We start from the raw sequence: 11,711 nt of genomic DNA, 5'->3' as shown, positions 1-11,711 counted from the left end.
GGCGACAGGCACATATCGGAGAGAAACTATGTTTGAACCAATGGAACTTACCAACGACGCGGTGATTAAAGTCATCGGCGTCGGCGGCGGCGGCGGTAATGCTGTTGAGCACATGGTGCGTGAGCGCATTGAAGGTGTTGAATTTTTCGCGGTAAATACCGATGCACAGGCGCTGCGTAAAACGGCGGTTGGGCAGACGATTCAGATCGGTAGTGGTATCACCAAAGGACTGGGAGCTGGCGCTAATCCAGAAGTTGGCCGTAATGCGGCTGATGAGGATCGCGATGCACTGCGTGCGGCGCTGGAAGGTGCAGACATGGTATTTATTGCAGCAGGTATGGGGGGGGGTACTGGTACAGGTGCTGCGCCGGTCGTTGCTGAAGTGGCAAAAGATTTGGGTATCCTGACCGTTGCCGTCGTGACTAAGCCTTTCAACTTTGAAGGCAAGAAGCGTATGGCCTTCGCGGAGCAGGGGATCACTGAATTGTCCAAGCATGTGGACTCATTGATCACCATCCCGAACGACAAACTGCTGAAAGTGCTGGGGCGCGGTATCTCCCTGCTTGATGCGTTTGGCGCCGCGAACGATGTGCTGAAAGGCGCAGTTCAGGGTATCGCCGAACTGATTACCCGTCCGGGTCTGATGAACGTGGACTTTGCAGACGTACGTACCGTGATGTCTGAAATGGGCTACGCAATGATGGGTTCTGGCGTGGCGAGCGGTGAAGATCGTGCGGAAGAAGCGGCTGAAATGGCTATCTCTTCTCCGCTGCTGGAAGATATCGACCTGTCTGGTGCGCGCGGCGTGCTGGTTAACATCACGGCGGGATTCGACCTGCGTCTGGATGAGTTCGAAACCGTAGGTAACACCATCCGTGCATTTGCTTCGGATAACGCAACCGTGGTTATCGGTACTTCTCTTGACCCGGATATGAACGACGAACTGCGTGTAACCGTGGTTGCAACAGGTATCGGCATGGACAAACGTCCTGAAATCACTCTGGTGACCAATAAACAAGTTCAGCAGCCGGTGATGGATCGTTACCAGCAGCATGGTATGGCACCGCTGACGCAAGAGCAGAAACCGGTAGCTAAAGTGGTGAACGACAATACGCCGCAAACCGCGAAAGAGCCGGATTATCTGGATATCCCTGCTTTCCTGCGTAAGCAAGCTGACTAAGATTAAGCTGGAATTTGGGTTACCAGGCTCTTTGTGCTAAACTGGCCTGCCGAATGTATAGTACACTTCGGTTGGATAGGTAATTTGGCGAGATAATACGATGATCAAACAAAGGACACTTAAACGTATCGTTCAGGCGACGGGTGTCGGTTTACATACCGGCAAGAAAGTCACTCTGACGTTACGCCCTGCGCCGGCCAACACCGGGGTCATCTATCGTCGCACCGACTTGAATCCACCGGTAGATTTTCCGGCCGATGCCAAATCTGTGCGTGATACCATGCTCTGTACGTGTCTGGTCAACGAGCATGATGTACGGATTTCAACCGTTGAGCACCTGAATGCTGCGCTCGCGGGCTTAGGCATCGATAACATCGTTATCGAAGTTAACGCACCGGAAATCCCGATCATGGACGGTAGTGCCGCTCCGTTTGTTTACCTGCTGCTTGATGCTGGTATCGACGAGCTGAACTGCGCCAAGAAATTTGTTCGCATCAAAGAGACTGTTCGTGTCGAAGATGGCGATAAGTGGGCTGAATTTAAGCCGTACAATGGTTTTTCGCTGGATTTCACCATCGATTTCAACCATCCGGCTATCGATTCCAGCAATCAACGTTATGCGATGAACTTCTCTGCTGATGCGTTTATGCGCCAGATCAGCCGTGCGCGTACGTTCGGTTTCATGCGTGATATCGAATACCTGCAGTCTCGTGGTTTGTGCCTGGGCGGCAGTTTCGATTGTGCCATCGTTGTTGACGATTATCGCGTACTGAACGAAGACGGTCTGCGTTTTGAAGACGAATTTGTGCGTCACAAAATGCTCGACGCGATCGGTGACTTGTTCATGTGCGGTCACAACATTATTGGTGCATTTACCGCTTATAAATCCGGTCATGCACTGAATAACAAATTGTTGCAGGCTGTCCTGGCAAAACAGGAAGCCTGGGAATATGTGACCTTCCAGGACGACGCAGAACTGCCGTTGGCCTTCAAAGCGCCTTCAGCAGTACTGGCATAACGACATTTATACTGTCGTATAAAATTCGACTGGCAAATCTGGCACTCTCTCCGGCCAGGTGAACCAGTCGTTTTTTTTTGAATTTTATAAGAGCGATAAGAAACGGTGCGAACGCTGTTTTCTTAAGCACTTTTACGCACAACTCATCTTCATTCCTGCTGTGGACTTCAGGCTTTAATGATAAGATTTGTGCGCTAAATACGTTTGAATACGATCGGGATGGCAATAACGTGAGTGGAATACTGACGCGCTGGCGACAGTTTGGTAAACGCTACTTCTGGCCGCATCTCTTATTAGGGATGGTCGCGGCGAGTTTAGGTTTGCCTGCGCTCAGCAATGCCGCCGAGCCGAACGCGCCTGCAAAAGCGACAACTCGCAACCACGAGCCTTCCGCCAAAGTTAACTTTAGTCAGTTGGCATTGCTGGAAGCGAACACGCGTCGCCCGAACTCAAACTATTCCGTTGATTACTGGCATCAGCACGCAATTCGCACGGTAATCCGTCATCTTTCCTTTGCAATGGCGCCGCAAACGCTGCCTGTTGCCGAAGAATCTTTGCCTCTTCAGGCGCAACATCTTGCTTTACTGGATACGCTCAGCGCGCTGCTGACTCAGGAAGGCACGCCGTCTGAAAATGATTATCGCATTGATTATGCGCATTTTACCCCGCAAACAACATTCAGCACGCCCGTCTGGATAAGCCTGGCGCAAGGCATCCGTGCAGGCCCTCAACGCTTCAGCTAACAACAATAAACCTTTACTTCATTTTATTAACTCCGCAACGCGGGGCGTTTGAGATTTTATTATGCTAATCAAATTATTAACTAAAGTTTTCGGTAGTCGTAACGATCGTACCCTGCGCCGGATGCGCAAAGTCGTCAATGTCATCAATGCCATGGAACCGGAGATGGAAAAACTCTCCGACGAAGAGTTGAAGGGAAAAACCGCAGAGTTTCGCGCGCGCCTGGAAAAAGGCGAAGTGCTGGAAAATCTGATCCCGGAAGCCTTCGCAGTCGTGCGTGAAGCAAGTAAGCGCGTCTTTGGTATGCGTCACTTCGATGTACAGTTGCTCGGCGGTATGGTTCTTAATGAACGTTGCATCGCGGAAATGCGTACTGGTGAAGGTAAAACCCTGACCGCAACGCTGCCTGCTTACCTGAACGCATTAACCGGTAAAGGTGTGCACGTTGTTACCGTCAACGACTATCTGGCGCAACGTGACGCTGAAAACAACCGTCCGCTGTTTGAATTCCTCGGCCTGACCGTCGGTGTCAACCTGCCGGGAATGCCTGCGCCGGCAAAGCGTGAAGCCTATGCGGCTGACATCACTTACGGTACGAACAACGAATACGGCTTCGACTATCTGCGCGACAACATGGCGTTCAGCCCTGAAGAACGAGTACAGCGTAAACTGCACTATGCGCTGGTGGACGAAGTGGACTCCATCCTGATCGATGAAGCACGTACGCCGTTGATCATTTCCGGCCCGGCTGAAGACAGCTCGGAAATGTATAAGCGAGTGAACAAAATCATTCCGCACCTGATCCGTCAGGAAAAAGAAGACTCAGAAACCTTCCAGGGCGAAGGCCACTTCTCGGTTGATGAAAAATCTCGCCAGGTGAACCTGACCGAACGTGGTCTGGTGCTTATTGAAGAACTGCTGGTGAAAGAAGGCATCATGGCGGAAGGTGAGTCGCTGTACTCTCCGGCCAACATCATGCTGATGCACCACGTAACGGCGGCGCTGCGCGCACATGCGCTGTTTACTCGCGACGTCGATTACATCGTTAAAGATGGCGAAGTTATCATCGTTGACGAACACACCGGTCGTACCATGCAGGGGCGTCGCTGGTCCGATGGCCTGCACCAGGCCGTTGAAGCGAAAGAAGGTGTGCAGATCCAGAACGAAAACCAGACGCTGGCTTCGATCACCTTCCAGAACTACTTCCGTCTGTATGAAAAACTGGCGGGGATGACTGGTACTGCTGATACCGAAGCATTCGAATTCAGCTCAATTTACAAGCTGGATACCGTAGTCGTTCCGACCAACCGTCCGATGATTCGTAAAGATCTGCCAGACCTGGTCTACATGACTGAAGCGGAAAAAATTCAGGCGATCATTGAAGATATCAAAGAACGTACTGCGAAAGGCCAGCCGGTACTGGTGGGTACTATCTCCATCGAAAAATCGGAGCTGGTGTCAAACGAACTGACCAAAGCCGGTATTAAGCACAACGTCCTGAACGCCAAATTCCACGCCAACGAAGCGGCGATTGTTGCTCAGGCAGGTTATCCGGCTGCGGTGACTATCGCAACCAACATGGCGGGTCGTGGTACTGACATTGTGCTCGGTGGTAGCTGGCAGGCAGAAGTTGCCGCGCTGGAAAACCCGACCGCAGAGCAAATTGAAAAAATCAAAGCCGACTGGCAGGTACGTCACGACGCGGTACTGGCGGCAGGTGGTCTGCATATCATCGGCACCGAACGTCACGAATCTCGTCGTATCGATAACCAGCTGCGCGGTCGTTCTGGTCGTCAGGGGGATGCCGGTTCTTCCCGTTTCTACCTGTCGATGGAAGATGCGCTGATGCGTATTTTCGCCTCTGATCGCGTTTCCGGCATGATGCGTAAACTCGGGATGAAACCAGGCGAAGCCATTGAGCACCCGTGGGTGACCAAAGCGATTGCTAACGCCCAGCGTAAAGTTGAAAGCCGTAACTTCGATATTCGTAAGCAACTGCTGGAATATGATGACGTGGCTAACGACCAGCGTCGCGCCATTTACTCCCAGCGTAACGAACTGCTGGATGTCAGCGATGTGAGCGAAACCATCAACAGCATTCGTGAAGATGTGTTCAAAGCGACCATCGATGCCTACATTCCGCCACAGTCACTGGAAGAAATGTGGGATATTCCGGGTCTGCAGGAACGTCTGAAAAACGATTTCGACCTCGATTTGCCAATTGCCGAGTGGCTGGACAAAGAGCCTGAACTGCATGAAGAGACGTTGCGTGAACGTATTCTGACGCAATCCATTGAAGTGTATCAGCGTAAAGAAGAAGTGGTCGGCGCTGAGATGATGCGTCATTTCGAGAAAGGCGTGATGTTGCAAACGCTCGACTCCCTGTGGAAAGAGCACCTGGCGGCGATGGATTATCTGCGTCAGGGTATCCACCTGCGTGGCTATGCGCAGAAAGATCCGAAGCAGGAATACAAACGTGAATCGTTCTCCATGTTTGCAGCGATGCTGGAATCGCTGAAATATGAAGTTATCAGCACGCTGAGCAAAGTCCAGGTGCGTATGCCGGAAGAAGTTGAAGAGCTGGAACAACAGCGTCGTATGGAAGCCGAGCGTTTAGCGCAAATGCAGCAGCTTAGCCATCAGGATGACGACTCTGCAGCCGCAGCTGCGCTGGCGGCGCAAACTGGCGAGCGCAAAGTAGGACGTAACGATCCTTGCCCGTGCGGTTCTGGTAAAAAATATAAGCAGTGCCATGGTCGCCTGCAATAAAAGCTAACAGTTGACATAAAAGGCGCAGGATTCTGCGCCTTTTTTATAGGTTTAAGACAATGAAAAAGCTGCAAATTGCGGTGGGTATCATTCGCAATAAAAACAACGAAATTTTTATTACTCGTCGTGCCGCAGATGCGCACATGGCGAATAAGCTGGAGTTTCCTGGCGGTAAAATTGAAATGGGTGAAACACCGGAACAAGCGGTGGTGCGTGAACTTCAGGAAGAAGTCGGGATTACCCCACAACATTTTTCGCTATTTGAACAACTGGAATATGAATTCCCGGACAGGCATATCACTCTGTGGTTCTGGCTGGTCGAAAGCTGGGAAGGGGAGCCGTGGGGTAAAGAAGGGCAACCCGGTGAGTGGATGTCGCTAGTCGGTCTTAATGCCGATGATTTTCCTCCAGCCAATGAACCGGTAATTGCGAAGCTTAAGCGTCTGTAGGTCGGATAAGGCGTCACGCCGCATCCGACATTTGCACAAGATGCCTGATGCGACGCTGGCGCGTCTTATCAGGCCTACGTGCGGCATCAGACAAAATGTTACTGCTTTGGCTCTTCGCTCCAGTCATCACTCTCAGAAAGATCGCCGCTGCTGGGGATCCGTTTTTCTTCAGCAGCCCATTCTCCGAGGTCGATCAACTGACAACGTTTGCAACAAAATGGCCGAAACGGGCTGATTTCACCCCACACCACAGTTTTCCCGCAGGTTGGGCAATTCACCGTAATAGTTTCTGACATCGTAACTCCTTAGCAGCAAGCCAGTTCAAAATCCAGGCGCTCTGGCACCAGACCATTTTCACTGTCCAGCGGCATAAAACGAATCGCAAAACGGCTTTTATGACCGGAAATTTGCGGATAAAGCTGTGAATCAAGCGCCAGATTCAGCCGCAGCAGATCAGCGTCTTCGCCATTATCCTGATAAAAACCGTTCAGGCTGGTTTGTTTACGAAAAGGAGCCGACTGGCGAATCAGATCCAGCACCATGGTAAGTGCCTGGGTGAGTGGATTCAGGCTGGCAATCCAGGTTTCTACCTGGTTGTCACGCTGTGACTGAGGTAAATGTAGCCAAATATGCAAAGTGGGCAAATCAAAGCTACAACAGCCGCCAGGTATGCTCAGACGCTGACGCACTAAGGCAATCAGCCTGTCTTCACGCAGAAATTGCCCGATACGCGGCGCAGAAATCAACACGCTACCCGCTGCTTTTAACTGCTGAATTAATGCTTCAATACGGCTCTGATCAACGCCTGGCACGCCAATCCAGGTTTGAAGTTTACGTTGCTGGCGGTCAAGCTCTTTCAATAGCTCAGTGCGCACTTCTCCGCGCTCGAAAACATCCAGCAATTCACTGACATTACGGAAGAAATGCAGAGCGCCAGCGTAGTCAACAATGGGTAAATTTACGGTGAGTTGTTGAATTAAAAACTCAATGCGCAGCCATGTACGCATTTTTTCATTTAGTGGATGTTCAAAAAGGACCTGGGTCTGCATTACGGTTTTTCCTGTGAGACAAACTGCGACGCAAGCTGCAAATAGTGTGCGTGCAGGCGGGCAACATCCGATGCAATAGCATCCGGTGCGCCGTTATTATCAATGACGTCATCTGCCACGGCAAGACGGGCTTCGCGCGTTGCCTGGGCAGCAAGAATTTGTTCGACATGCTCGCGAGTAACATCATCGCGCTGCATGGTACGCTTAAGTTGCGTTTCTGGGCTGACATCCACCACCAGCACACGATTCGCTTTTTTATACAGTGAGTTTTCTACCAGCAATGGCACAACCCACAGTATATAGGGGGAGGTTGCCTGCTGGATCTGACGTTGCGTCTCCTGCTGAATCAGCGGATGCAGCAGGGCGTTAAGCCAGTTTTTCTCTTTCGGGTTGGCGAAGATCCGCTCGCGCAAGACCCGGCGCTGCAATGATCCATCAGCAGCAATCATGTCAGCGCCAAAGTGTTCAGCAATGGCACGTAGCGCAGGTGCACCTGGTTCAACCACCTGACGCGCAATAATATCGGCATCAATGACGTTAATTCCGAGGTCTGCAAACGCATTTGCAACGGTACTCTTGCCACTGCCAATGCCTCCCGTTAAGGCAACTATATACCTCATAATTTATATTCCCGGGAATTCATCATGATTATCAAAACGTTAAAAATGAGCGTACAAAAGCGAAATTGATGGAACGTTCGCTCATTATTTACCAGGTAAATTTATGGGATTGTAGCGTAAAAAAAGACAATTTCGCAGTCTTGCGCCACATCGATTAGTGCGTATGATAGCGTCACTGGAGTTGCGCTCTTATCCTTATAGCCATTAACCCCAGGAATCCGCACATGCGTATTGAAGAAGATCTGAAGTTAGGTTTTAAAGACGTCCTCATCCGTCCTAAACGTTCTACTCTTAAAAGTCGTTCCGATGTTGAACTGGAGCGTCAATTCACCTTCAAACATTCAGGTCAGAGCTGGTCCGGCGTGCCGATTATCGCCGCGAATATGGACACCGTAGGCACTTTTTCCATGGCCTCTGCGCTGGCTTCTTTTGATATTCTTACCGCTGTGCATAAACACTATTCTGTCGAAGAGTGGCAAGCGTTTATCAACAATTCTTCCGCTGATGTGCTGAAACATGTGATGGTTTCTACCGGCACGTCTGATGCGGATTTCGAAAAAACCAAACAAATTCTCGACCTGAACCCGGCATTAAACTTCGTTTGTATTGACGTGGCGAATGGTTATTCCGAACACTTCGTGCAGTTCGTTGCGAAAGCGCGTGAAGCGTGGCCGACCAAAACCATTTGTGCTGGCAACGTAGTGACTGGAGAAATGTGTGAGGAGCTTATCCTCTCCGGTGCCGATATCGTTAAAGTTGGTATTGGCCCAGGTTCTGTCTGTACAACTCGCGTCAAAACAGGCGTCGGTTATCCGCAACTTTCTGCGGTAATCGAATGTGCCGATGCTGCGCACGGTCTGGGCGGGATGATCGTCAGCGATGGTGGCTGCACCACACCGGGCGATGTCGCGAAAGCCTTTGGCGGCGGTGCTGATTTCGTGATGCTCGGCGGTATGCTGGCAGGCCACGAAGAGAGTGGTGGTCGCATTGTAGAAGAGAACGGTGAGAAATTTATGCTGTTCTACGGCATGAGCTCCGAGTCTGCGATGAAACGCCACGTTGGCGGCGTTGCAGAATATCGCGCTGCAGAAGGTAAAACCGTTAAGCTGCCGCTGCGTGGCCCGGTTGAAAATACCGCGCGTGATATTTTAGGCGGTCTGCGTTCAGCTTGTACATACGTTGGGGCTTCACGCCTGAAAGAGCTGACCAAGCGCACCACGTTTATCCGTGTGCAGGAACAAGAAAACCGCATCTTCAATAACCTGTAATCTCCCAATGCTGGCGTGGATCACCACGCCAGCGTTATCCCATCCCACTCATCGCATCGCCTAAATGGAAAATTGGCAGATACATTGCCACCACCAGCGTACCGATAATTCCTCCTGTAATGACCAGCAACGCCGGCTCCAGTAAGGCTGCAAGATTATCTGCCAGCGCCAGCGTGTTATCCCGATGATGGTGGGCGAGATTCTCCAGCATGAGATCCAGCGAGCCGGATGACTCTCCTGTTCTCACTAATTGCAAACAGAGTGGGCTAAACTCACCGGCATTTTTTAGCGCCAGCCAGATGGGCTGACCGTTACTGATATCGTGCTGGATTTGTGTCAGAAGTTGCGCCCAGTACGGGCAGCGCATTGTTTCTCTGACGCTCTCAACCCCTTGTAAAAAAGTAATTCCTGCACTTTGTGTCAGCGCCAGAATCGTAAAAATCTGCGTGAGTTTTTGTCCCCGCATCAGGGAACCCATAATTGGGATGCGTAACAGCAATTTCTGTCGCACGATAAGCCAGGCCGGGCGACGTATCAGCAACTTATTGGCTATCGTCAGCAGAAAGCCGAACAACACCAGCAACCAGCCCCATTCACTACTAAAGTCTGCCAGCGTCATGATCCCCTGCGTTAGCGCCGGTAGTGGGGTATTAAAGGTCTTATAGATAGCGGCAAACTCCGGCAGAACAAAATGCAGCATTGCCATAACCACCATGATTGCCATCGCTAAAATGATGATGGGATAACGCAATGCTGATTTCACTTTGTCGGCCAGCTGACGCTGGGCTTTTTGCTGACGCGCCAGTTCAAAGCAGCATTCATCCAGCTTGCCGGTCAGTTCACCCGTGCGGATCATCGCCTGATAGAGCGGCGGGAAAACTTCTGACCAGGGTAATAAGGCATTGGAAAAGGCAACGCCCTGTTCGAGATCGTGCGCCAGCGATTGCAGCAATACTTGCCATTGCTTACTGGGATGCTGTTCCGCCAGCAGCGCCAGCCCTTCAGAAAGGGTTAACCCGGCTTTGAGTAGCGTCGCCAGTTGATGAATGACTTCCGCGCTTTTATCTCCTCGCCACTGTGCAGGATTGATGGCGATTCGCTTCAGACGCAGTGGGGTAACCGTCTGTTGCTGTAGCGCAAAAATCAACAAAGTACGGCTTTCTGCCCATAGCATCCCATCTTGCATATTGCCGTCGCCGGTTATGCCATGCCAGCGCCAGAGTTGCTTACTCGCCATGCGGCATCCCCAATACGCGGATTAACTCTTCAAAGGTGGTTAAGCCTTGCTCCACGGCCAGGCAGCCGTTTTCAAAAAGCGTGCGCATACCCGCCTGTCGGGCGTGTGTTTCCAGCGATTCAACGTCGGTATTAGCGGAAATAAGCTGACGTATGACCGGTGTTATAGGCAGAACTTCAAACAAGGCCGTGCGACCATAAAAACCGTGGTAGCAGTGTCTACAACCGGGTGCTTGCCAGCGGGGTAGCGGCGATGTCCATACATTGTCCGGAAGACGGAGCGGTTCTTCTGGCTGCTGGCGACAATGCGGGCAAAGTTTGCGTACCAGCCGCTGGGCTATCACCAGCGTGAGCGCCGATGAAAGCATCCAGCGAGTAACGCCCATTTGCTGTAAACGCACCAGAGTTTCGCAGGTGGAATTAGTGTGTAGCGTGGACAATACCAGATGACCCGTTTGCGCGGCTTTAATGGCGATTTCTGCCGTTTCGCCATCGCGGATCTCTCCGATCATGATGACATCGGGATCCTGGCGTAATAACGCGCGCAAAACGCCCTGAAAGGTAAGACCGGCACGTGGATGGATTTGCGTCTGGTTTAGCCCGGCGATGGGGATCTCAACGGGATCTTCGACGCTACAAATATTAATATCAGCGGTATTCAGCGTTTGCAGGGCGCTATAAAGCGTGACGGTTTTTCCGCTTCCGGTTGGCCCAGTTACCAGTACCAGTCCCTGTGGTTGCTGTAGGGCATGAGTAAAGTCCGCCAGTTGTAACGGCTGCATTCCTAGCGTGTTGACATCCAGCGCCTGGTTTACCTGCTGTAACAACCGTAATACCACCTTTTCACCGCCCCGACATGGCAATGTCGCAATACGAAATGAGACGGCGTTCCCTGCCAGTTCGACAGTGAATTGCCCGTCCTGCGGCAGGCGATGTTCCGCAATATCCAGGCTTCCCAGCACTTTTAATCTGGCGATTAATGCGGCTCCGGCATCCCGTGGAACATCTGGTAAAGGATGCAGCACGCCGTCGATACGCAAGCGGATACGGTAGGCGCTGTTCGCTGGTTCGATATGAATATCAGAAGCGCGTTGTTCCAGCGCAGATTGTAACGTTTGGGTCAGCAACTCTGCCTTGAGCTGATGCTTCTCCTGAACGGCTACGGGCAATGTCTGTTGTGAGCGACTGGCATGGCCTTCCATTTGCTGGCGCGTCCAGCAGGTGATCTCAATGCGTTTAGTGGTGGCAAAATGTAAGGCATCGAGGAATTCATGCGAAGGCGCATCGACCACCGCCACATGAACCACCTCTTCGCTGGCATCCAGCAAGACTCCCTGATAACGCAGACACAGGGCGGTGAGCTGTGAAATATTCATTGCCG

Annotated in this window: 12 protein-coding genes; 7 read left to right on the top strand and 5 right to left on the bottom strand. The window is 51.5% G+C overall.

The genetic code is table 11. The annotated features are described in order from the left end of the window. The first annotated feature begins 28 nt into the window (after window positions 1–28). The 5 genes from ftsZ (at window position 29) to mutT (ending at window position 6,157) form a co-directional block, all read left to right on the top strand. A complete protein-coding gene (gene ftsZ / locus HEM79_RS03330; RefSeq protein ID WP_000462777.1) occupies window positions 29–1,180 on the top strand; it encodes a cell division protein FtsZ in 1,152 nt (383 codons plus the stop codon). A gap of 100 nt (window positions 1,181–1,280) precedes the next feature. Next, the gene (gene lpxC, locus HEM79_RS03325) at window positions 1,281–2,198 is read left to right on the top strand and encodes a UDP-3-O-acyl-N-acetylglucosamine deacetylase (protein ID WP_000595482.1); all 918 of its coding nucleotides are present in this window, start codon (window positions 1,281–1,283) and stop codon (window positions 2,196–2,198) included. Window positions 2,199–2,428: 230 nt separating this feature from the next. Next, window positions 2,429–2,941 (top strand): secA translation cis-regulator SecM, encoded by a 513-nt coding sequence (gene secM, locus HEM79_RS03320; protein WP_000014328.1) that lies wholly within the window; start codon window positions 2,429–2,431, stop codon window positions 2,939–2,941. Between the two features lie 61 nt (window positions 2,942–3,002). Continuing rightward, window positions 3,003–5,708: a preprotein translocase subunit SecA gene (gene secA / locus HEM79_RS03315; protein WP_000905811.1), complete on the top strand. Its 2,706-nt coding sequence runs from the start codon at window positions 3,003–3,005 to the stop codon at window positions 5,706–5,708. 59 nt (window positions 5,709–5,767) lie between these two features. Beyond that, window positions 5,768–6,157 carry an 8-oxo-dGTP diphosphatase MutT gene (gene mutT, locus HEM79_RS03310; protein ID WP_176241783.1) on the top strand — a complete coding sequence of 130 codons (390 nt, stop codon included), beginning with the start codon at window positions 5,768–5,770 and terminating at the stop codon, window positions 6,155–6,157. 98 nt (window positions 6,158–6,255) lie between these two features. Here mutT and yacG read toward each other — a convergent pair whose 3' ends face one another. The 3 genes from yacG to coaE are packed head-to-tail and all read right to left on the bottom strand — an operon-like array spanning window position 6,256 to window position 7,826. Continuing rightward, window positions 6,256–6,453, bottom strand: coding sequence for a DNA gyrase inhibitor YacG (gene yacG / locus HEM79_RS03305; RefSeq protein WP_000005033.1), 198 nt, complete (start codon window positions 6,451–6,453; stop codon window positions 6,256–6,258). Window positions 6,454–6,462: 9 nt separating this feature from the next. Beyond that, entirely contained in the window at window positions 6,463–7,206 is a 744-nt protein-coding gene (zapD, locus tag HEM79_RS03300) for a cell division protein ZapD (RefSeq protein ID WP_176241782.1), read from the bottom strand. Continuing rightward, complete coding sequence (gene coaE, locus HEM79_RS03295; RefSeq protein WP_176241781.1) at window positions 7,206–7,826, bottom strand: dephospho-CoA kinase; 621 nt, start codon at window positions 7,824–7,826, stop codon at window positions 7,206–7,208. The genes zapD and coaE overlap by 1 nt, the downstream gene beginning before the upstream one ends. A 24-nt stretch (window positions 7,827–7,850) precedes the next feature. Between coaE and HEM79_RS03290 the strand changes: the two genes are divergently transcribed. Both HEM79_RS03290 and guaC read left to right on the top strand, forming a co-directional pair. Beyond that, the gene (locus tag HEM79_RS03290; protein WP_176241868.1) at window positions 7,851–7,895 is read left to right on the top strand and encodes a hypothetical protein; all 45 of its coding nucleotides are present in this window, start codon (window positions 7,851–7,853) and stop codon (window positions 7,893–7,895) included. Window positions 7,896–8,050: 155 nt separating this feature from the next. After that, window positions 8,051–9,094 carry a GMP reductase gene (guaC, locus tag HEM79_RS03285; protein WP_001217338.1) on the top strand — a complete coding sequence of 348 codons (1,044 nt, stop codon included), beginning with the start codon at window positions 8,051–8,053 and terminating at the stop codon, window positions 9,092–9,094. Between the two features lie 34 nt (window positions 9,095–9,128). On the opposite strand, the gene hofC is transcribed toward guaC, so the two are convergent. Beyond that, the gene (gene hofC, locus HEM79_RS03280) at window positions 9,129–10,331 is read right to left on the bottom strand and encodes a protein transport protein HofC (protein ID WP_176241780.1); all 1,203 of its coding nucleotides are present in this window, start codon (window positions 10,329–10,331) and stop codon (window positions 9,129–9,131) included. Beyond that, complete coding sequence (gspE, locus tag HEM79_RS03275) at window positions 10,321–11,706, bottom strand: type II secretion system protein GspE (RefSeq protein WP_176241779.1); 1,386 nt, start codon at window positions 11,704–11,706, stop codon at window positions 10,321–10,323. The genes hofC and gspE overlap by 11 nt, the downstream gene beginning before the upstream one ends. Window positions 11,707–11,711: the final 5 nt, after the last annotated feature.

The sequence above is a fragment of the Escherichia sp. 93.0816 genome, from assembly GCF_013368855.2.
In the GTDB taxonomy this organism is placed as follows: domain Bacteria; phylum Pseudomonadota; class Gammaproteobacteria; order Enterobacterales; family Enterobacteriaceae; genus Escherichia; species Escherichia ruysiae.
The sequence above is the reverse complement of the archived record's forward strand: the minus strand, read 5'-3'. Positions and strand labels throughout refer to the sequence as shown.